General features: G+C 71.5%; 15 protein-coding genes. 6 read left to right on the forward strand and 9 right to left on the reverse strand.

From position 1 onward, the window contains the following. Nucleotides 1–17: 17 nt before the first annotated feature. Both ABS52_08445 and ABS52_08450 read left to right on the forward strand, forming a co-directional pair. Nucleotides 18–821: a hypothetical protein gene (locus ABS52_08445; protein ODT03626.1), complete on the forward strand. Its 804-nt coding sequence runs from the start codon at nucleotides 18–20 to the stop codon at nucleotides 819–821. Beyond that, nucleotides 815–1,351, forward strand: a complete 537-nt coding sequence (locus tag ABS52_08450; protein ID ODT03627.1) for an O-acetyl-ADP-ribose deacetylase — start codon at nucleotides 815–817, stop codon at nucleotides 1,349–1,351. Before ABS52_08445 ends, ABS52_08450 begins: the two co-directional genes overlap by 7 nt. On the opposite strand, the gene ABS52_08455 is transcribed toward ABS52_08450, so the two are convergent. Continuing rightward, entirely contained in the window at nucleotides 1,348–2,859 is a 1,512-nt protein-coding gene (locus ABS52_08455; GenBank protein ODT03628.1) for a hypothetical protein, read from the reverse strand. The two genes, ABS52_08450 and ABS52_08455, sit on opposite strands and share 4 nt — an antisense overlap. A 297-nt stretch (nucleotides 2,860–3,156) precedes the next feature. Here ABS52_08455 and ABS52_08460 point away from each other — a divergent pair, with 297 nt between their 5' ends. Further along, nucleotides 3,157–4,395, forward strand: coding sequence for an oxidoreductase (locus tag ABS52_08460; GenBank protein ODT03629.1), 1,239 nt, complete (start codon nucleotides 3,157–3,159; stop codon nucleotides 4,393–4,395). A gap of 91 nt (nucleotides 4,396–4,486) precedes the next feature. Here ABS52_08460 and ABS52_08465 read toward each other — a convergent pair whose 3' ends face one another. Next, entirely contained in the window at nucleotides 4,487–6,130 is a 1,644-nt protein-coding gene (locus ABS52_08465) for a dihydroorotase (protein ID ODT03657.1), read from the reverse strand. Between the two features lie 281 nt (nucleotides 6,131–6,411). Here ABS52_08465 and ABS52_08470 point away from each other — a divergent pair, with 281 nt between their 5' ends. Next, nucleotides 6,412–7,107 (forward strand): serine protease, encoded by a 696-nt coding sequence (locus ABS52_08470; protein ODT03630.1) that lies wholly within the window; start codon nucleotides 6,412–6,414, stop codon nucleotides 7,105–7,107. Between the two features lie 115 nt (nucleotides 7,108–7,222). On the opposite strand, the gene ABS52_08475 is transcribed toward ABS52_08470, so the two are convergent. The 3 genes from ABS52_08475 to ABS52_08485 form a co-directional block, all read right to left on the reverse strand. Next, complete coding sequence (locus ABS52_08475; GenBank protein ID ODT03631.1) at nucleotides 7,223–8,476, reverse strand: hypothetical protein; 1,254 nt, start codon at nucleotides 8,474–8,476, stop codon at nucleotides 7,223–7,225. A 59-nt stretch (nucleotides 8,477–8,535) separates the two neighbouring features. Continuing rightward, nucleotides 8,536–11,568: a hypothetical protein gene (locus ABS52_08480; protein ID ODT03632.1), complete on the reverse strand. Its 3,033-nt coding sequence runs from the start codon at nucleotides 11,566–11,568 to the stop codon at nucleotides 8,536–8,538. A gap of 239 nt (nucleotides 11,569–11,807) precedes the next feature. Continuing rightward, complete coding sequence (locus ABS52_08485; GenBank protein ID ODT03633.1) at nucleotides 11,808–12,311, reverse strand: hypothetical protein; 504 nt, start codon at nucleotides 12,309–12,311, stop codon at nucleotides 11,808–11,810. Between the two features lie 235 nt (nucleotides 12,312–12,546). Between ABS52_08485 and ABS52_08490 the strand changes: the two genes are divergently transcribed. Next, a complete protein-coding gene (locus ABS52_08490; GenBank protein ODT03634.1) occupies nucleotides 12,547–12,954 on the forward strand; it encodes a hypothetical protein in 408 nt (135 codons plus the stop codon). Nucleotides 12,955–13,276: 322 nt separating this feature from the next. Then, nucleotides 13,277–16,411 carry a glycoside hydrolase gene (locus ABS52_08495; protein ODT03658.1) on the forward strand — a complete coding sequence of 1,045 codons (3,135 nt, stop codon included), beginning with the start codon at nucleotides 13,277–13,279 and terminating at the stop codon, nucleotides 16,409–16,411. An 89-nt stretch (nucleotides 16,412–16,500) separates the two neighbouring features. Here ABS52_08495 and ABS52_08500 read toward each other — a convergent pair whose 3' ends face one another. The 4 genes from ABS52_08500 to ABS52_08515 all read right to left on the reverse strand — a co-directional run bounded on the left by ABS52_08500 (nucleotide 16,501) and on the right by ABS52_08515 (nucleotide 21,459). After that, nucleotides 16,501–18,435: a hypothetical protein gene (locus tag ABS52_08500; protein ODT03635.1), complete on the reverse strand. Its 1,935-nt coding sequence runs from the start codon at nucleotides 18,433–18,435 to the stop codon at nucleotides 16,501–16,503. 206 nt (nucleotides 18,436–18,641) lie between these two features. Then, nucleotides 18,642–20,024 (reverse strand): hypothetical protein, encoded by a 1,383-nt coding sequence (locus ABS52_08505; GenBank protein ID ODT03636.1) that lies wholly within the window; start codon nucleotides 20,022–20,024, stop codon nucleotides 18,642–18,644. 98 nt (nucleotides 20,025–20,122) lie between these two features. Next, nucleotides 20,123–21,142: a hypothetical protein gene (locus ABS52_08510; GenBank protein ID ODT03637.1), complete on the reverse strand. Its 1,020-nt coding sequence runs from the start codon at nucleotides 21,140–21,142 to the stop codon at nucleotides 20,123–20,125. After that, complete coding sequence (locus ABS52_08515; protein ID ODT03638.1) at nucleotides 21,139–21,459, reverse strand: hypothetical protein; 321 nt, start codon at nucleotides 21,457–21,459, stop codon at nucleotides 21,139–21,141. Before ABS52_08515 ends, ABS52_08510 begins: the two co-directional genes overlap by 4 nt. Nucleotides 21,460–21,648 lie beyond the last annotated feature (189 nt).

Consider the following 21,648-nt stretch of genomic DNA (forward strand, 5'->3'; position numbering starts at 1 on the left):
CCGTAGGTAACCGCAGCGTGGAGATTGCCAGCATGACCCGTCGCCACACTCCGCTTGCCGTCGCCCTCCTCCTGGTGGCCTGCGCCGCGACCAGCGCCTCGTCGCAGGCCTCCGCGGATAGCTCCGCGGTGCGCGTGTGGGTGAATCCACGTTCCGGGGTATACCACTGCCCGGGGACGCCGCCCTACGGGACGACGGCGCGCGGCTTCTACGTGAGCGAGGCGGACGCGAAGGCGCGGCGGTATCGGCCGGCGGGGGGGCGGGTATGTGCGGGGGGAGCAAAAGGGGCGGCTAGGCTCGAGCACGGACCCCGACCGCTGTCCGGCGAGGGCACCGAGCAGCCGACGTCGTTCCTCGCCGCCCTCCGTGACCCGGCATCTCCACGTCGCCCCACCACAACGCTCGAGCGCTGCACGGTGTCGCACATTGTGGACGGCGATGGCATCGAGTGTCGCGAGCTCGGCGAGGTGCGATTGATCGGGATCGACGCGCCCGAGCGCGCGCAATCGCCCTGGTTCGCCGTTTCCACAGCGGCGCTTACCTCGCTCATTCCGGTCGGCTCCGTGGTGGAGCTAGAACTGGACGTCGAGAACCAGGACCGGTACAGCCGCCGCCTCGCCTATGTCTGGAGCGACGAGATCATGGTCAACTGGGTGATGGCGCGGATGGGGTGGGCAGTGGCGTACCCCTACGGCCGCACGGCGCGATACCGCGTCGCGCTGGACGGCGCGGAGCGTACCGCCCGCACTGAAGGGCGCGGGCTTTGGCCGGCGGGCGGGCTCGATTGCCGCCCTGCTGAATTCAAGTCCAAACGATGCTGACCGCCCCCACCGCCCCCCTGACCGCCGTCCTCGCCGACATCACCCGTCTCGACGTCGACGCCATCGTCAACGCCGCCAACGAATCGCTCGCCCCTGGCGGCGGGGTCTGCGGCGCCATCCACGCCGCGGCGGGACCGCAGCTGGCGGTGGCGTGCGAGCGCGTGGCCCCCTGCCCCGCCGGCGACGCCCGCATCACCCCGGGCTTCGCGCTCCCGGCACGCTACGTCATCCACGCCGTGGGCCCTCGCTGGCATGGAGGACACCACGGCGAGCCGGAGCTCCTGGCCCGCGCCTACCGCGCCGTCTTCGCCCTCGCCCGCGCGCACGACATCACGCGCATCGCCTTCCCCGCCATCTCCACGGGAATCTTCGGCTACCCGTTGCAGGCGGCGACGCAGATCGCGGTGCGCGAGGCCCGCGCGGCGGCGGAGCGGGGAGACGTGGAGCGGGTGGTCTTCGCCTGCTTTTCGGGCGAGGTGCTGGAGGCGTATCGCGCCGAAGGTGTCGGGCGGCGCGACGACGACACCTAACGGTCCGCCCGCCTGATCACGCGCCCGCTGCGGCTGGCGACGGTCCTGCCGTCGGCCCACACCACCTTCCCGTTCACCCACACCCGCCGTATCCCCTCCGACACCAGGTGCGGCTCCGCCGGCGTCGCGCGGTCGATCACGGTCGCGGGGTCGAAGAGCACCAGATCGGCGTACTGCCCAGCGGCGATGGTCCCGCGCCGCTTGATTCCCACGTGCGCCGCCGAGAGGGAGGTCATCTTGCGGATCGCCTCCTCGAGCGTGAGGACCTTCTGCTCGCGCACATACCGCCCCAGCACGCGCGTGAAGGCGCCGAACCCCCGAGGGTGTGCCCCGTCCAGGGCGCCGTCGGAGCAGATGTTGGCCTGCTCCCAGGCGATGAGCTTCGACACGTCGGCCTCCGACATGCTCGTCGCCACCACGCTCTCGCCGTCCTTGCCGGGATTGGCCTTCTCCCACGCTTGCGCCTCGCGGATGAGCCCCATCAGCGTGCTCGCCGGGTCCTCCTTCCGCATCACGGCGATCTCGGCGATCGTTTTCCCCTTGTAGGCCGGATTGGCCTCGAAGCGCCCGATCAGCAACCCCTCGGGCCTGGCGATTTCGCGCAGGATCTTCCCGGCCTCGGCGCGGTTGCCGAAGTCGCGCTTGGGAAAGAGGACGGTGAGCGTGGAGTGCCAGTAGGGATACGGGTAGATGTCGGCCGTGATGTCGATGCCGCTGTTGCGCGCCGCGCCCAGCACGTGGAGGAGCGAGTCCGTCTGCCCCCACAGCGGGATCATCCCCAGCTTGATGTGGCTCACCTGCACGGGGAGCCTGGCCTCGCGCCCCACGGCGATGATCTCGTCGATGGCCTCCCAGAACCAGCGGTCCTCGCTGCGGATGTGGCTCGCGTAGCGCCCCCCGGCCCTGGCCGCCACCTTGGCCAGCGCGATGACCTCGGCGCGGCCGGAGTAGATCCCCGGATCGTATTCGAGCCCGGTGGAGAGGCCGAGGGCACCGGCGTCGAGCTCCTGCTGGAGGAGGACGGCCATGGAGTCCACCTCGGCGGGGGTCGCTTTGCGCTTGAAGTCGCCGCCCATCACCTGCTCGCGCAGCGTCCCGTGGCCGGCGTAGAAGGCGACGTTGACCGAGGGGGCGACCTTGGCGAGGGTGTCGATGCGCTTGGCGAGCGGGAATGGATGGCTCCCGTCGGCGCCCGAGACGATGGTAGTGATCCCCTGGCTCACCGCGCCTAACGCGTCCGGCGTCTCGAGGAGTCCGCCGCCGTGGTGGGAGTGGGTGTCGATGAAGCCCGGAGCGAGGACGAGGCCGCCGCCGTCGATGACCGAATCGCCGGCGGCGGGGTGCACGGCGCCCACGGCCACGATGGTGTCGCCCACGAAGCGCACCGCACCGCTCACGGCCGCCGCGCCCGTGCCGTCGACGATGCGGACATTGGTGATGGTGGTGCCGGCGGGGCCCGAGGTGCAGGCACCCAGGACGAGGGCGATGAGGGGGCGGATTGCGCGCATGCGGCGGAGTGCGATTGGCGGAGACGGGGTGACGGCGAGACGTTGCGGCGGGGGACGAACGGGCGCAATGCGCGGCGCCCTCGCTCCGCCGCCATCGACCCCCTTTCGCCTCGGCATCGTGCTTCCGCCCTGCATGACGAGAGGGTAGCGGCGGCTCGCATGGCGTGAGGCTTGACGCCGGCTGGCCCGGCACGACGCCGGACGCATCCAGCGCTCCGTAGGCCGGCCACTCCCATTGGGGGCGTCCGTCACCTGACCGGGGAAGCGGCGCCCGCACATGGTCGCTATTCTCCCCCCATGCGACATGTCGTGGTAATCGGCGCGGGGGCGGCCGGAACGATGGCGGCAATCTTCGCCGCGCGCGACGGGGCGCGCACCACCCTGCTCGAGCGCACCCGCGACGGCGGGCGCAAGATCCTCATCAGCGGCGGAGGGCGCTGCAACATCCTGCCGCTCGAGGTGGACGAGTCGCGCTTCGTCACCGACTCCTCGCCCAACACGCTGCGCAAGATGCTGCGCTCGTGGCCGCTCGACGAGCAGGTGCGCTTCTTCGAGGCGATCGGCATCCCGCTCGCCGAGGAGCGCGAGTCGCTGAAGCGCTTCCCGGCCTCGCACAAGGCGCGCGACGTGCGTGACGGGCTCCATGCGCAGGCGCGGCGTGAAGGCGTCGACATCCGATTCGACACCCTGGTGACCGGCTTCGCGCCGAACGCCGGACGGTGGGCGATCGCCATCGACGGCGCGTCGCCGGTCGAGGCCGACGCCGTCGTCGTTGCAACTGGCGGACTGAGCGTCCCCGCGACGGGGAGCGACGGGATCGGCTTGCGCCTGCTCGGCGCGCTCGGCCACGTGCTGCACCCGACCTATCCGGCGCTCACCCCCATCACCTCGCGCGACGCGACCTTCGCGGCGCTGAGCGGCGTCTCGCTCGAGGTCACGCTGTCGGCCATCGACGCGCACCGCGCGGCCACGTCCAAGCGGGGCTTCCTCTTCACGCACCACGGCTACAGCGGCCCAGCCGCGCTCGACGTGTCGCACGTGGTGGCGCGCTCGCGGCTGGAAGGCGACTCGAGCGCGCGGCTCATCGTGCAGTGGACCGAGCTGGGTGAGAAGGAGTGGGAAGCGGCGCTGCGCCCGCACGGGCCACGCACGGTGGCCGGGGCCCTGCGCGCCCATCTCCCCGAGCGGCTCGCGCTGGTGCTCCTCGCGAAGGCGGAGGTCGACCACACGCGCCCGCTGGCCGAACTGCGACGCGCGGAACGGAAGCGGCTCGTCGAGATGCTGGTGCGGGGCACGCTCCCGTGGAGCGGCGATGAGGGCTACAAGAAGGCCGAGGTGACGGGCGGCGGGGTGAGCCTGGGCGAGGTGGACACCCGCACCTTGGAGAGCCGCCGGCACCCTGGGCTCTTCGTGTGCGGCGAGGCGCTCGACGCCTTTGGGCCGATCGGCGGCTACAACTTCATGTGGGCGTGGGCAACGGGGCGCGCGGCGGGGCGAGGGGCAGCGGCCATGGTCGGGCGGGGCGAGCGCAGCTGACGTTCGCGCGCAGCCCGTGCGCAGCCCGCGTGCCGCGACGAGCCGCCCGGGTGGTCGGCTCGTCAGGCGTGACGCACGAGAGCGAGCCCCCTTACCGCCGATACCCCGGCCCCCGCACCACCACCCCCGGCTTGGCCCCGGTGTGCACGCCACCGCGCACCACCGCCACCCCGTTCACGAAGACGTCGCGCACCCCGGTCGACAGCTGGTGCGGCTGCTCGAACGTCGCGTGGTCCTGGATGGTCGCCGGGTCGAAGACGATGACGTCGGCCTTGAGCCCCACCTTCAGCACGCCGCGGTCGGTGAGGTTGAGCCGCGTCGCCACCGCCGACGATGCCTTGCGCACGGCGTCCTCCAGCGGGAGCACCCGCTCCTCGCGCACGTACTTGGCGAAGATGCGCGGGAAGTTCCCGTACGTCCGCGGGTGCGTCATCCCCCGCGCGGTCGCGGGGTCCTGCGAGCCGGCGTCGGTCCCGAACTTGATCCACGGCTGTTGCAGCTGGAGCTTCATGTTCTCCTCGCTCATCAGGAAGAGAATCTCCCCCAGCCCCAGCTCTTCCTCCACGTTGAGGTCGATGATGACCTCCGCCCAGTCCTTGCCCAAGGCGGCGGCGATCTCGCTCAGCCGCTTCCCCTCGAACCGCTTCAGCTCGGGCTTCCGGAAGCCGGTCACCATCACGTTGGCCGGGGTCGCGATCTCGCAGAGGTTCTCGTAGCCGGCGTCCATGGCGTGCATCTCGGCGACCATCGTCGCCCGCAGCGCCGGGTTGCGCAGGTTGTCGAGCAGCTTCCCCCCGGCCGCGTACTTGGGCGGGATGCAGCTGGCGAAGGAATTTCCCCCGGCCGGGTACAGGTACATGTTGGCCTGGACGTCCTGCCCCGCGGTGCGCGCCGAGTCGATCTTGGCGATGGCCAGGGGCATCTTGGGCCAATTGCGCGGCCCGCTCGCCTTGAGGTGGTAGATCTCGACGGGGACCCCGCCCTCTCGCCCGATCCGCAGCGCCTCGTCGATCGCCTCCAGGAACTTGTCCCCCTCGCTCCGCATGTGGGTGATGTACACCCCGCCGTAGGGCGCCATCGCCCGGGCCGCCTCGACCAGCTCCTCGGTGCTGGCGTAGGTGTTGGGCGGGTAGATCAGCGCGCTGGCGATGCCGAAGGCCCCGTCCTCCATGGCCCGCGCGACCATCGCCTTCATGGTGTCGCGCTCGGCGGCGGTCAACGGCCCCGCCTCCTCACCCTTGGCGTAGACGCGCACCGTCCCGTCGCCGAGGAACGACCCCACATTCTGCGAGGCGCCGCGCCCCACCATGTATTCGAGCCACTTCGCGAAGCCGTGCGCCCCGGTGAACTGCGACAGGATGCGCCGGGTGGCGGTGTCGGTCTCGGCGGCGAGGATCTTGTCGTTCACCGGCCCTAACGAGGACCCCTCCCCATGGATGGCGGTGGTGATCCCCTGGGTCATCATCGAGAGCGCGCGCCCGTCGCCCATCATGTAGTGCGCGATGGAGTGCGCCTGGATGTCGATGAAGCCGGGGGCGACGACCTGCCCGGTGGCGTCGACGCGCTGCGCGGCGCGCGCCGTCCGGAAGGCGCCGCGGGGGCCGATGGCGGCGATCCGGTCGCCCCGGAGCGCCACGTCGCCGTAGAACCAGGCCGCCCCGGTCCCGTCGACGACCTTGCCATTCTCGATCACGACGTCGTAGGCGCCAGCCGGAGCCACGGCCCCGCTCTCCACGCCGGCCCGGGGGGCGCACGCGGCGGAGATCGTCGCGAGCAGGACGAGGGGTAGGACGAACGCGGTGCGGAGACGAGTGGGAATCATGGCGAGAGGCGTGATCGCGGAACGACGGCGAGTGAGAGGGATGGCGTCCGGGCCCGCAGGCATTGCGGTCGCCAATCGTACGCACGGGGGAGGCGCGACGCTACCGGTGCTGCCGAGGGGCCCATGTGGGACCGCCCGGGACGCGGTGACGTGTCGTGGCGTGCCGCCAGGCGGGGCCCACCCTCGCCGGCCCGATGCGCAACGCGCGCCACTCTGGACATGTCCGCGGGATCGGGAACCCGCTCTGGCGCTGCTCGGGGACCCTCGTGTCGCCCACACACTTCCTCACCGCCGGGCACTGCACCGAATCGCCGGCTGCCCATGCCGAGATCTGGTTCGACGCCGACGTGGAGTCGGGGATCCCGGGGAACGGCTACCCCTTCAGCGGCGATGTCGGGGGGACGCCGTATACGCATCCGAGCTACGACCCGAACGCCTTCTATCGCCACGACGTGGGCATGGTGGTGCTCGATGCACCCGTGAGCATGCCGGCGTACGGCGCCCTCCCGCCGCTGAACGTCATCGACCAGATGGCACGCGCCCGCGGGACGCAGAACGTGACGTTCACCGCCGTCGGTTACGGGCTGCAGTGGATCAATCCCGTCTTCGTCGAGGGACAACGCGTGCGGATGTCGGCCACGCCCAGGCTGGTGCAGATCAACACCGGCTACGTGGGGGGCTACTCGCTGATGCTCTCCAACAACGCGTCCACCGGCGGCACCTGCTTCGGCGACTCGGGGGGCCCCAACTTCATCGGCTCCAGCAACGTGGTGGGCGGGGTGACGTCGTTCGCCATCAACGGCAATTGCGTCGGGACCGGAGGGGTGTACCGGCTCGACCGCGCCGACGCCCTCGACTGGCTATCGACCGCGTTCGGGCTCACGCCTTAGGGCCGCCTGCGCGCAACCTCGCGGGCGGGCCAACCGCCACCCGACAGGATGACGCGAGAAGGGGCGGAGCCACCGCGGCTCCGCCCCTTCTCGACTCACCAACCCGCCGCGCGCGCTAGCTCGACTTGAAGTTCGGGTTGTTCTGCGTCTCCACGTTAGGCAGCGGAATGCAGGTGAGGGTGCTGTACGTCTGCCCCTTCCGGTTCACCCCGCTCTGGAACGGGAGGTTCTTGCGCAGCATGTCGACATAGCGATGTCCCTCGCTGAACAGCTGGCGACGCCGCTCCTCGAGGATGATGGACATCATGTCGGCCCCGGGCGGGGGGACGAGCGCCGGGATGTTCTGCGCCGCCCGCACCCGGTTGATGGCGTCGAGCTGCGCGGTCCCCGTGGACGCCTCGGCCAGGATCAGCTGCGCCTCGGCCCACGAGGCGATCGGGAGCGATACCGCACCGCTCCCGGTGAACTTCTGCTGCTGCCAGATGGCGGTGTTGTTGTCGGGGCCGATGCGCTTCATGTCGGCCACCTTCACGCGCGGGTCGGGGGCGCCGTTCTCGAGCGTGAGTCCCCGGTACGCCGGCGTCACCGAGACGAAGTCGTTGCGGACGGAGAGGTTGTAGAGCCGGTTCTCGCGCGCCGGGGTCGTTTCGGAGAACTCGGCGTTGCGCACGAAGCCGGCGGTCACCTGCTGCGCGTCGGCGGCGGCGCCGGCCAGGTTCCCGGCATCGAGGCGCGTGCGCGCCCGCCCCACGTACGCCATGTTGCGCAGCGAGGCGTCGTTGGCGGTGTTCGCCGAGGCGAGGGCGTCGGTGAAGCGGGCCTCGGCGATGGCCAGCACCTCCGCCTTGTTCATCTTCGGCCCGTTGTCGACCGTCATCTCGCACATCGACTCGGCGAGGATCACGTAGGTGTAGCCGGCGTAGGCGCGCATCTCGGCCAGGATGCGGGCGCGGTTGGCCACCTGCTGGTCGGTGAAGACGGAGATGCGCTTGTGCGCATCGTCCAGCTGCCAGCGCGCCTGCTGCATGGGCGAGTAGAAGCCCATGTTGGTGGCGGCGCGGCTGGTGGTGCAGGCGCCGGGCTCGTTCTTGATCTCCTGGACGCCGCGCCATTCCCAGATGTGGTTGTTCACGAAGCCGTTGGCCGACCAGTACTCGCCGGAGAGCATCCCGGCCGTGGAGACCCACTGGCCGAAGGCGCACTGGAAGCTCTGCAGCGAGGCGTAGGCCAGGGCCGGCGCGAGCGCCGGGTCCTCGAGCGCCTCGACGGCGACGCGCCCCGGGTTCTCGACGCTCAGCAGCTTGTCGCACGCCGCGGAGGTGATGGAGAGGAGCGCCACCCCGACGGCGGCCGCTCGATGGCGCAGCACGGCGCCCCTGGAAGTCGTGGTCATGTGATGCCGATGCATGATGTCGTCGTCTCCGTCGCTTAGAAGGTGAGGCGGAGCGTCGTCACGAAGCTCACGGTGGGGGGGAGGATGGTCTGGTAGCCGTTGGAGAGCTGCCCCACCGCGCGAATCTCGGGGTCCCACACGCGCTGGTCGGCGATGCCGACCTTGATCATCCCGTCGCGCGAGGTCCCCCACCCGTCCTGCTGGGTCCAGAGCATCATCAGGTTGCGCCCGCCGACGGTGAGCGATCCGTTGGAGGCGCCGATGCGCTGCACGAGCGAGCGGGCGAGGTTGTAGCTGGCGGACACCTCGCGCAGGCGCAGGAAGCCGGCGCGATACGTCCCCGGGGCGTCGGCCTCGATGGCGCGATAGACCTGGAGGAACGGGTCGTCGCGCTTGATCACCGCAAGGGTCGACCCCTGGTTGTGCAGGGCGCGGATCTCGGTGTTGGACTGGATGTGGCCCCCGTTGCCGTCGACGCGCGCGTAGAGGCGCAGCTTCTCCCAGAGCGAGACGGAGGTGTTGACCCCCAGCTGCCAGGTGGGCTGCGAGTGCCCCCAGTACACGCGCGGGGCCTGCGAGCACGGGACGTCGGCGCCGCCGCGATCGACGCCGCCCTTGCCACGGCCGCCGTCGCAGATGGACTCGAGGACGGTTCCCTTGTCGTCGATCTTCGCCGAGCGGAGCTTGTACATGAAGAAGTCGGCGATGCCGTAGCCGACGCGGTTCTGCGCCTGGCCGCCACCACCGACGGCGAGGAACTGCGACCCGCCCATGTCCTCGATGCGGTTGCCGTTGGAGGCGAGCTGCGTCCCCATCTCCCACGCGAAGCGACGCCCCTCGATGAGGCGGACGTTGACGGCGAGCTCGTTCCCCCACCCGCTCACCTTCCCGATGTTGACCACCTGCGAGCCGGGGAAGCCGGCCGAGGGGGGAATGGGGACGTTGACGATGGCGTCGGTGATGTCACGCCCGTAGTGCGTGTAGGAGACGTCGGCCCGCCCGTTGAGGAGGGTGGTCTCGAAGCCCAGCTCGAGCTCCTGCGAGCGCTCGGGCTTGAGCGCCGGGTTGCCGAACGACGACGGGATGAGCCCCGGGTTGTTCTGGTAGCCGACGCTCGGGTCGTACAGGCGCGAGGCGTCGAAGGTGCCCGGCTGCGTCCCCGCCGCGCCCAATGCACCGCGCAGGCGCGTCTCGCCGAGGAAGGGGACCTTGAACCACGGCTCCTCGCTCACCACCCACGAGGCGCTGACCTTGGGATAGTAGGCCGCGGAGAAGTCCTTGCCGAAGGCGCTGTTGTCGTCGCCGCGCACGGCGGCGGTCACGAAGACGCGGTTCTTCCACGCCACCTGCTGCTGCACGAACATCCCGACGGTGGCGTTGGCCAGGTAGTCCTCGGTCCCGCTGCGCGTGGCGCCGCCGGTGATGGTGGTGATCGGGATGGCGGGGAAGGTGTTGGCGGTGGCGCCGATGGTGCTGATCTCCGAGCGATAGGCCTGGAGGCCCACCGACGAGGTCAGGCGGATGTCCTCGCCGAAGCCCCACCTCACGTTCCCCGAGTAGTCGAGGGTGAGGAACGAACGGGTGGTGCGGGCGGCGTTCTTGGCGCCGAGGCCGTTCTGTCCCAGGAAGTCCAGGCTGCCTAACGGCTGGCGGCGGTAGAGCGTCCAGTTGTTCTCGGCGCCCACGTCGAGCCCGGTGATGAGGCGGTTGGTGAACCACGTCATCGGGGAGTACTCCATCGTGAGGCTCAGCGTGGTGCGGTCGTTGTCGGCGTGCGCCTCGGCGGTCTTCCACTCCTCGGGCGGCGAGTTGAGGAAGCCCCGCTTCCCCGTGTTGCGGGTGAGCGGCGTCCCCCAGCGGAGCTGGGAGAACGGGTCGACGTCGATGGCCTGCTGCGCCAGGCGGACGCGATCGCGGATGTGCCCGATGCTCCCCTGCAGCCGCAGCGTGTTGCTGGCCAGGATGTCGACGTTGGCGCGCCCGGAGAACTTCTTGTTCCAGTTCCACGGGACCACGCCGACGTCATGGTCCCACGAGGCCGCGATGTAGTAGCGGTTGGCGTCGGTCCCGCCGTTGAGGGCGGCCTGGTAGCCCTGGTTCTGGCCGGTGGTGAAGATCGGCCCGTTGCCGTTGTCGATCTCGTTCCGGTAGAGGTTGAAGGAGATGATCTCCTGCGTGGCGGGGTCGCGCCCGTACAGGAGCCCGGCGCGCCCCTCGGGGTTGGCGAGCCAGTTGGCCCCCTGGCGGGTGGTGAAGTTGAACTGCGGCTTCCCCGTGCGTCCGCGCTTGGTGATGATCTGGATGACGCCGTTGGAGGCTTCGGTGCCGTAGAGCGTGGAGGCGGCCGGCCCCTTGATGACCTCGATGGACTGGATGTCCTCGGGGTTGATGTCGTTGAGGCGCGAGGCGCCGCCGCCGCCGCGCTGTACCGGGCCACGCGCCGGCGCCGCGTCCATGCGCACGCCGTCGATGTAGATGATCGGGTCGTTGGAGAGCGAGAGCGAGCCCACGCCGCGCACGCGCAGCTGGGCGCCGGTCCCGACCTGCCCCGCGGCGGGGAGGACGATGAGCCCCGGGGTGCGGGCGCCGATCACCTCCTGCACCGAGCGCGCCGGGGCAACGGCCATCACGTCCTTGGCGTCGATGGACTCGACGACGTTCCCGACCGCGCGGCGCTGCGTCACCCCGCCCGTACCTGTCACGACCACCTGGTCGAGCCGCGCCGTCTGCGCGGGGAGGAAGAAGTCGGCGGTGACCGTCTCGTTGGCGCGCACCGTGACCCGAAGGGCGCGCGGGGCGAAGCCGACCAGCCGGACACTCACCGTCGCCGCGCCGGGCGCCAGGCCGGCGACGGTGTAGCGCCCGTTGACGCCGGTACGAACGGTGCGGACACCGGCCCCCGCATCGCCGGTGACGATGATCTCCGCCCCGACCAGCGGGGCGCGTGATGCGGAGTCGGCCACCTGGCCGCTCACGGTCCCCGTCCCCTGCTGCGCCGCTGCGGGGGCGGCCCAGAGGAGCGCGAGGAGCGGCACGAAGATGCCGCGGATGGACGTGCGGTTGGACATGGCACCTCGGAGAGTGCAGGGGGGAGGGCGCGCAGGGCGCCTGCGCGAGGCGCACACTCTGGGGGCCGGGGCGGTCGCTCCGCAAGAGATCCTTCCGGGCGTTAGTCCGCCCTCATCGGATCGCCCCCGTCGCGGCTGAGCCACCCGCACCGGGCACACTGCCGATCGTTGGTGTGCTCTCATGACGAACGGGGGGAGGGGCCAATGCCCCTCCCCCCGTTCGTCCGCCCCGGGCGCCGCTAGATGGCCGGCGGTTCCATCCCCATCCCGGCCCACTCCTCGCGCGCGGGACCGTAGATCCCGGGGACGGCCAGCCCCGCCAGCCGCATGAGGATCGTCAGCTGCCCGCGGTGGTGGATCTGGTGCGCCACCAGCGCCCTCAGCGTCTGCGATCGCGACCACATCTCGCCGTACATCTCGTCCTGCTGCTCGAGCGACGCATCGGTCCAGCGGGCGCGGATCTCGTTGACGAGCGACGTGGCGGCGGTGCGATAGGCGGCGGCGATCTGGGCGGCGTGCGCCGGCGGCGCTTCGTGCTCGCCGGGCCCCGACACCGCCAGGCCGGTGCGCCCCATCATCTCGGGGATCGTCTGCGTGATGTGCCACGCCAGGCGCGCGATCGTGCGCCCGTCGGCGTTGACCGACGTACCTAACGAGGCATCGGTGAGCCGGTCGAGGCACTTCTGGGTGCCGTCGGATTCGTGGGCCCAGGTGGCGGCGAACTGCTCGATCTTGTCGTTCATGGCGATCGTCCTGCGCGTCAGGGGTGGTGACCATCGGGGCCCGGATAATCACGCCGCCGTGCGCCCCGCGCAATCGCGACTCGTCACCGATCCGGACGGATCATCCCGGCTTCACGGCCGCGTCCGCCGCCCATGGGTCAAACGACCCATCAGGCCGAGAAACATCGGCCCGCGGGCGCCCGTAGGCCCCGTCACGACAGTCCGTGCAGCGCATACATCATCAAGGAGACCGTCCATGCCCACGCGCCACATCCTCTCCGCCATCGCGATGGCCGCCATCATGATCGGCGCCAGCGCCACGACCGCCGCCGCCCAGCGGCCGAGCGACCCGGCGCGCGGCGCGCGCGTCGTCGCGACGTACCGGTTCGACATGGCCCATCGGGGCGCCTTCCCCTCCATCGTCACCGTCGCCGACTCGGCCGGGATCCTGGTGGCCAGCGCCCGCATGCCGGGCGAGTCGGCGGCGCGTCCGCTGGAGGTCACGGTCCTGCAGTCCGACGTGATCGTGCAGGGCGAGACGCCGAGTGGCGTTTTGACGCTGACGCTCAGCCGGGAGAGCCAGGGTGGGGCGAGGCCGCTGACCACGGGGCGCTGGTCGCTCGGCAACGAGGTGGGGAAGCTGAAGGGGAGGGAGCGCAGCTGAGCCTCGGCACCACGCGGGCTCGTTAGGCATCGACACGGCCGCTCCCGCTCCGGGGGCGGCCGCTTTCGTCGCGCGTGTGGAACGTGTGAAGACTCCCGGCGCGACCTTGTCGCCCGGCGAGCGGGGGGTGCAGCTTCTGGCCGGCTGGCTCCGCGGAACGCCGCATATTCCCCGCCCCCCGCGACTTCACCTCCCCATGCCGATGTCCTGCCGCCGCCCCACCCGCTGGTCGCTCCGTGCGGCGGCGCTCGCCGCCCTGGCGGTGTGCGCCGCGTGCCTCCCGTTCGCCGCGCTGTCCGCCCAGGCGCTCGCCTTCGACGCCATGCAATGGCGCGAGATCGGCCCCACCCGCGCCGGGCGCGCCCGTGCCGTGGCCGGCGTCCCGTCGCTCCCCAACACGTTCTACGCCGGCTTCGACAACGGCGGCGTCTGGCGCTCCACCGACTACGGCGCCAACTGGGTCCCCATCTTCGACGACCAGCCGACGGGGTCCATCGGGGCGATCGCGGTGGCGCCGACCAACCCCAGCACCATCTACGTGGGGAGCGGGGCCGGGATCATCCGCCCCGACCTCGCCATCGGCGACGGGATGTACAAGTCGACCGACGGCGGCAAGTCGTGGGTCCACCTGGGGCTGCGCGAGAGCCAGATGATCGCCGCCATCGCGGTCGACCCGCGCAACGAGAACCGTCTCTTCGTCGCCGCCCTCGGACACCCGTATGGGCCCAACCCCGAGCGCGGCGTGTTCCGCTCGACCGACGGCGGACGGACCTTCGAGAAGGTGCTCTACAAGGACGAGTACACCAGCGCCAACGAGGTCCTGATCGACCCCGGTGACCCCAACACCGTCTACGCAACGCTCTGGCAGCAGCAGCAGAGCTTCATCGAGGGGCGCGACTTCGGCGGCGCGGGGATGGGGATCTTCAAGTCGACCGACGGCGGGACCACGTGGGTGCAGCTGTCGACGGGGCTCCCGTCGGCGCTCCAGGCCAACATCGCCATCGCCCCCAGCGCCCCGAACATCCTCTACGCCGTCGTCGCCCCCGGCGAGGGGGCCATCGGCTTCTACAAGTCGGTGGACGGGGGAGCGCACTGGTACCAGCCCGTCCGCGGCCCGCGGGACGAGATCGCCGGGGGGCGGCAGGACATGCGACCGCTTGCGCGCATCGGCGGAGGCGACCTCCCCACGCTCACGGTCGATCCCAAGGACGCCGACGTGGTGTACAGCGCCTCGGTGGTGATGTGGCGGACGGAAGACGGCGGACTCACCTGGTCGGCGGTGCGCGGCGCCCCGGGAGGCGACGATTACCAGCGCATCTGGATCAACCCCAACGATCCGAAGATCCTCGTCGCGGTCGCCGATCAGGGGGCCGTGGTCTCGGCGAATCGCGGCGCGTCGTGGAGCAACTGGTACAACCAGAACACGGCGGCGATGTACCACGTCACCACCGACTTCGCCTTCCCCTATCGCGTGTGCAGCGGGCAGCAGGACTCGGGATCGGCGTGCGTGCAGAGCCGCTCGGACGACGGGCGCATCACCTTCCACGACTGGCACCCGGTCAACATCCAGGAATACGGGATGGCGGCGCCCGACCCGCGGGACCCCGACATCGTCTTCGGGAGCCAGCGCTCGGGGGTCTCGCGCTACGACCGGCGCACCCGGCAGACGACGCAGGTGGGGCCCGACGTTTCGGGGACGCTCCCCGGCGGCGGGGCGATGAACCGCAACGTGCGCACCATGCCGCTGCACTTCTCGCCGGTGGACCACCACACGATGTACTACGCGTCGAACGTGGTGTGGAAGAGCACCGACAAGGCACACAGCTGGACGCGCATCTCCCCCGACCTCGCGCGGCAGGCCTGGGACGTGCCGGCCAATGCCGGGAAGTACGCCGCCAGCGTCACGCCCGGCCCCTGGGGGAGCATCACCGCCCTGTCGCCGTCGCCCAGGTCGCTGTCGGTCATCTGGGCCGGGACCGACGACGGGCAGATCCAGGTGACCACCAACGGCGGGACATCCTGGAGCAACGTCACCCCTCCGTCCATCAGGGCGTGGACCCGCATCTTCAACATCGAGGCGGGGCACTTCGACAACCTCACGGCGTATGCCGCGGCCAACACGCTCCGCCTCGACGACATCAACCCGCACTTCTTCCGCACGCACGATGGCGGGAAGACGTGGACCGAGATCAACACGGGGATTGCGGGCGGCGCGGTGGCCAACGCGATCCGCGAGGACCCGCGGCAGAAGGGGCTGCTGTACGCCGCCACCGACCTGCAGGTGTGGGTCTCGTTCGACGACGGCGACCATTGGCAGTCGCTCAAGAACGGGATGCCGGCCATTTCGGTGCGCGACCTGCAGGTGAAGGACGACTCCACCTGCCACTGCGCCGACCTGATCGCCGGGACGCACGGGCGCGGCTTCTGGATCCTGGACGACGTGACGCCGCTGCGCCAGGCGGCGGCGGCGCGCGCATCGCTCTCGTCAGGCGCCCCCTACCTGTTCAAGCCGGGGACGGCGGTGCGCGTGCGCTTCGGCACCAACGAGCCCACGCCGTGGCCGCCGGAGCTCCCATCCGGTGAGAACCCGCCGCCCGGAGCGATCATCGACTACTACCTCCCGCGCGCCGCGAGCGGCGAGGTGAAGCTCGAGATCGTGGATGCGGGGGGGAAGGTCGTGCGCTCGTACTCCAGCACCGAGCCGGTCTTCGACCCGGACCCGGGGAAGGACATGGCGGCGTACGACCAGGTGTGCCGGAAGAACCCGACCGCCGCCTACTGCGGGCTCCCGCTGTACTGGCCGGCGCCGCAGTACATCGTCTCGACCAGGGCGGGGATGCACCGCTTCAGCTGGGACCTGCGCTTCGACCCGGTGTCGCCGCAGGACCTGATCCCGGCGGGGGACGAGGAGGCGACGGGGGCGGTGCCGGGGCGGACGTACCCCAACTACAACGTGCCGTGGGTCCCGCCGGGGCGGTACACGGTGCGGCTGGCGGTCGAGGGGAAGTCGTACGCGCAGCCGATCGAGGTGAGGCTCGACCCGCGGGTGACGATCGTGCCGGCGGCGCTGGCGCAGCTCAACGCCCTGAGCGTGGAGATGTACGACGGGGCCGTCGCCGCGCACCGGGCGTTCAACGAGGCCAGGGCGCTGGCCGCGCAGGTGGCATCGCGGGGCGGCGCCGAGGCGGAGGCGCTCAAGGCGGAGCTCGAGGCGCTGGCTCCCACCGGGTTGCAGCGCACGAGGCAGGGGGGCTTCCGCCGGCGGGGCGCGGCCCCGGCGACGCCGTCGCTGGAGGCGGTGAGCAATGCCTTGCAGTCGGCGGCCATGGCGATGCAGGGGGCGGAGGTGGCGCCCACGGCGGTGCAGGTGGCGGCGTGCGCGAAGGCGCGCGAGCAGTACGTCGCCGTCATGGCCCGGTGGCGGGCGGCGCAGGCCAGGGCACGGGCGATGCGTTAGGCGCCCGTCCGCCGGCGGGCCGTGGCATACGTGAACGGGGCGCGACCCACTCGGGAGTCGCGCCCCGTTCCGTGATCGGCCGGACCTCGCTACTGGTCCAGCCGCCGCACCTCGAGCCGCGTGGGGCGCGCCGCGCTGTGGTACACGCGCATCGTCGCCTTCACGAAGTCCTCCGGCTTCGCCTCGAAGATGTCGGGGACGAACTTCTGCGGGTTCCGGTCGATGTGCGGGAACCAGGTGCTTTGCACCTGCACCATGATGCGGTGCCCCTTGCGGAAGGTGTGGTGGATGGAGGGCATCTCGTAGCGCACCGAGTCCGGGCGCCCGGCCACCATCGGCGCCGGCTTCTCCCACGAGCGGCGGTAGCGCATGCGGATCGGCTCGCCGCGCACCAGCTGCTGGTAGCCGCCCACGATGAAGCCGCTGGTGTCGCCCATCCAGTTGGACGCCGTGTCGGGGAAGACGTCGATGAGCTTGACGATGAAGTCGGCGTCGGTCCCGGTGGTGCTCACGTGGAGCACCGGGGCGACGGGGCCGGTGAGTGTCACGTCCTCGGCGAGGACGTCGGTCTGGTAGACCAGGACGTCGGGGCGGCGCGCGGCGAAGCGCTGGTCGGCGGTGATGTAGTCGCGCGGCATCCCCTGCGGCTCGATGCGGTCCACGAGGGGGACGGGCTTGGCGGGGTCGCTGACGTACTCATCGAAGCCCCCGCGTGCCGCTGGCGGGGTGAAGGCAAGCTTGCCATCCGGATGCAGGTACAGCGAGACTGGCCTGGCGTTGGGGGCGGGCCAGCGGTCGTAGCGGTCCCACCGGTCGCCCCCGGTGCGGAAGACGAGGACGTTGGGGAGCTGCGGGTCGGGGGCCCCGGCCAGGTGATGGGCAAAGAAGGGGTACTCCACGGAGTCGCGGTAGAAGGGACCGGTGGGGTACCGCCAGCGCAGGGTGCCTAACGAGGTGCCGTCGCCGCGGCTCCACCCGCCGTGCGACCACGGCCCCTCCACCAGGGTGTTGCGCGTCCCGGGGCTCTGGCGGGCGATGGCGTCGTGGACCCACCACGGCCCATGCAGGTCCTCGGTGTCGTAGAAGCCGCCCACGGTGAGCACCGCCGCCTTCACGTCCGTGAGGTGCGGGCGCACGTTGCGCGACTTCCAGTAGTCATCGTAGGCCGGGTGGGCCAGGATCGAATCCCACATCGGGGCCGTTCCCGCCGGCTGCAAGTACTTCCGCGACCCCGGCCCCACCGGCCCCATCTCCAGGTAGAACTTGTAGGCGTCGCGCGTCCCCATGCTGAACGGGTAGCGCTTGTCGTACCCCGGCTCGGTGCGCGGCCCGCGCCCGAACGAGGTGAAGAAGCCGAAGTTGTGCGGGAGGAGGAAGGCGCCGCCGTGGAAGTTGTCGTCGCCCATCCAGATGTCGGTCATCGGCGCCTGCGGCGAGCAGGCCACGAGCGCCGGGTGACGCGACAGGCACGAGGTGGTCGCGAAGAAGCCCGGGTACGACGTCCCGTAGATCCCCATCTTCCCGTTGGTGGGAAGGTTGGCGAGGAGCCACTCGATGGTGTCCCAGGCGTCGGTCCCCTCGTCGATGTCGGCGGGCGTGTCGTGCCGCTCGCGCACCGGAGTCATGTCGACGAAGGTCCCCTCGGAGAAATGGCGCCCCCGCACGTCCTGGTAGACGAAGATGTAGCCGTCGGCCGCATAACGAGGGTTGCCCGAGGGGCCCAGCGCGGCGCGATAGTTGTCGGCGCCGTACGGGGCCACCGAGTACGGGGTGCGCGACATCAGCACGGGGTAGCGGCGCGTGGTGTCGCGCGGGACGTAGATCGACGTGAAGAGGCGCACCCCGTCGCGCATCGGGATCATCACCTCCCGCTTGGCGTAGGCCGCGCGGACGGCCTCGGCGCTGGGAGTGGAAGTGGGCTGCTGGGCCACGGCGGCCGGTGCGGCCGAGAGCGCGAGGGCCATCAGCACGACGGCGAACGCAGGGGTCAGGCGAGGGACGGCACGGCGACGGCGGCTGGACATGGTGGTGCGCGAAGGGGGATTGGGCGCGCACCCGGGACGGGCGCGCCCCGTATCGTTCCTCCCGCGCACGCGGACGGCAATCGGCGATTCCCCCACTATGCCGCGGGCCGGCGCCCGGGCCGGTGCTGCTGCGGGGGGCGTGCGGGGGCGTCCTGGAGGCGTCCTCCCGGCGTCCCGCGCGGAACACGTCCCGTCAGCGCACCCCGTCAGCGCACCCCGTCGCTCCGCATCCGAGCGATCACCGCCTCCCCGACCTTCGTCCCCAGCGCCTCTCCGGCCTCGATGTCGAAGCGATAGTGCACGCCGGCCCAGACGCGGGACTCGGACGCCTCCACCGCCAGGTCGTCGTAGTGCCGCTTCCGGTCGGGGAAGAGCTCGCCCATGACCATCGCCGCGGCCGGTGAGATGCTCGAATGCCCGGAGGGGTACGACGGGAAGGGCGGCGTCGCGAAGATCGTGGTCAGGGTGGGGTCGATGGTGATGGGGCGCGCCAGCCAGTAGTGGAACTTGCCGTCCCAGCAGGCCACGAAGGCGTCGTACATCGCGATGCTCACGTAGGCGCGGGCGCGCGCGGCGCGGGGGACGCTCCAGCGACGCCGCTCCAGCTCCTCCTCCATGTACAGGTCCCACCGCGCGGTGGGGGCCTCGGTGGCCCAGTACCGGGCGCGATCCATCTGGGTCACCGTGCGACCGCCAGCCGCAAACTTCCGGAGCTCGGCGAGGTTGGCGGCAAACTCGGGGGAGCCGGGCAACGGGGGGGGCGGCGGGCGGAAGGCGTCGCCCCCGGCAATGACCCAGGTGCGCCACGTCCCCGCCAGGGCGTCGAAGGGGACGGCGACGCGGCGGGGGGGCGTCGGCTTCCAGGAGTAGGCCCCCTCGGGCGGGCTCCCCTGCCACGTGGCGTCGGCGCCGTCGGTGGCCGCGCGCTGCAGGACGCGGCGCGCCACCGCCGTGCCTAACGTGTAACCCGCCTGCACGTCGCTGGGCCAGGCGGCGCCGGCGGCGACGCGGGCCTGGCCGGCCTCGTGCATCATGGCGCGCAACCGCGCGGTGTCGCCGGGCAGGGCCAGGGCGATGAGCACCTCGGCGGCGGCGGCGGCCACCGCCGCGTGCTCGCTCGGGTAACTCGGCGCGTCGCCCAGGGTGACGAGCGCGCGCACCCGGCCGCCCGTCCGCGCTGGCGCCGCACGCTTGTAGGCATACTTCGCGTCCCACGTGGCGACCACTGCGTCGTACATGGCCACGTGCAGCAGCGTCATCAGGCGCGCCGAGCGCGCCGGGGTGGCGATGCGGACGTCGGGGAGGATGGTCCAGTAGAAGCCGAGGAGATCGACCGCCTCGCGCGTCCACAGGGAGGTGGGGTCGCCGTCGTAGGTGCGGATGAGCGAGTCGGTCGCGGCGGTGCGATTCGCCTGCGCCGCGACGATCGCCTCCAGTTCCTGTTGCACCTGCGGAGAGCCGCCGGCCGGCGGCGCCGGGGGGCGCAGCACCCCGGCATCGGCCAGCACCCAGGTGGACCAGGTGGCCGCCCGCGGCTCGGCGGGGCGCTGCGGGGCGGTGCTGGGCTCGGCGCAGGCGGCGAGCTGCAATGCGATGAGGAGCGAGGCCGCCAGGGCGGGACGCCAGCCATGGCCGGTGCCTCGCCCGTGCGGTCGCCGGGGCGAGTGCCCGCCACCCTTCGGTCCGCTCACTGCCGGCTCCCCTCGCCCCCCGGCACCCCCTGGGGGCGGAAGGTGATGGTGCGCGGGGTCCCCGGCGCGCTGTCACCGAAGCCGTCGCGGTAGGGGCGGATGGCGAACGGACGCTCGCTTCCGATCGGCTCTCCCTTGTCGGTGATGGGCTCGATCGTGATCACGTGCGTCCAGCGGCTCGCCCCCGTCGCGTCCTTCTCGCGCAGGTCGAGCGGAAGGGTGAGGACGGAGGGGAAGGGGAAGCCTAACGGGTTGGAGAACCAGTCGTCGCCCGGGAACTCCTCCTCGCCGGCGGTCTGGAAGTCCTCGACGCCGGAGAAGGGACCCCACCCCGTGTCGTCGCGCGACGAGACCGCGCCGCCCGCGTCGGGGAGGAACTTGCCGTACGACAGCCAGATGGCGTCGGGGGCGTCGATGTCGCGCACCATCCACCCCTCGTAGGTCCAGCCGGGGGTGAGCGAGGTGAGCCGGACCCACTGGTCGTTCTGCGGCGTCTGGCGCGGCTGCATGTTGAACAGCCAGACGCCGCACTCCTCGAAGCTCGGATAGCCGTTGAGGTGGTTGTCGCTGGGGCTGAACATGGTGAACTGCCCGGGGACCTGCTTGAGCGGGAGGTCGCCCCGGGTGAGCGCCCCCTCGACGGCGAGCGTCGCGCGGCCGTTGCGCCAGCTCCCCTGCAACAGGCGCTGCTCCGACGGAGCGCCCGCGGCGCCGGGGCGCTGCACGGTGACGAAGATCGAGGCGGGCGATGCGGCGGGGAAGCCGGCCCGCACGGTTGCCGTCCCGGCGCCGGTCACCTCCAGCGTGCCTAACGATACCGTCCGGCCGGCGGCGTCGGTGGCCCACGCCTCGTAGTGTCCCTGGCTCACGGGGTCGAGCGGGACGAGCCCGTGCACCGACACCACGAGCGACGGCGCGCTCGACCCGCCGCCCGGCCCCGAGGCGCCGGAGCCATCGCCTCCACAGGCGACGAGCGCGGCCAGCAGCGCTCCCCGCGCGATCCGATTCCCGATCATTGGTCCGGACCTCCCCCACCATCGGGCCCCGCCGGCGGCGTGCTCCCGGTCTTGAACCCCTTGGTGGCAAAGAACGTCACGACGACGGCCAGCGCCGTCCCGATCGCGATCGCCGTGCGCTTGCGCGACAGCTTGCGCACCTGCACGTCGGCCACGTCGCCCGGCCCGAGGGTGACCGCCACCCCGCTGACCGGGAGCTCCTGCCCGCGGATGGGCGTCACCGCCGTGACGTCGACGACGTACCGGTCGCCCTCCATCGCCTTGAGCGCGCCCATCACCTTCAGGATGCCCGGGCCCAGGGCGGCCGCGTGCGCCACGCGCCCGGTGTCGGTTAGCTCGAAGGCGAGTGCCGCGCCAGGCGCCGGTGCCGGGCGTGCGGGGATCCACGTGTAACAGGCGGTAAACAGGTGCAAGGTGGCGAGCACCGAAGCCGCCGCGCGCAACCGGGGGCGGCGTGTCGGCGACACGCCGCCCCGGTCGTCACGCATGGTCATGCCAAGGTCCAT

Source organism: Gemmatimonadetes bacterium SCN 70-22 (assembly GCA_001724275.1).
In the GTDB taxonomy this organism is placed as follows: Bacteria; Gemmatimonadota; Gemmatimonadetes; order Gemmatimonadales; family Gemmatimonadaceae; genus SCN-70-22.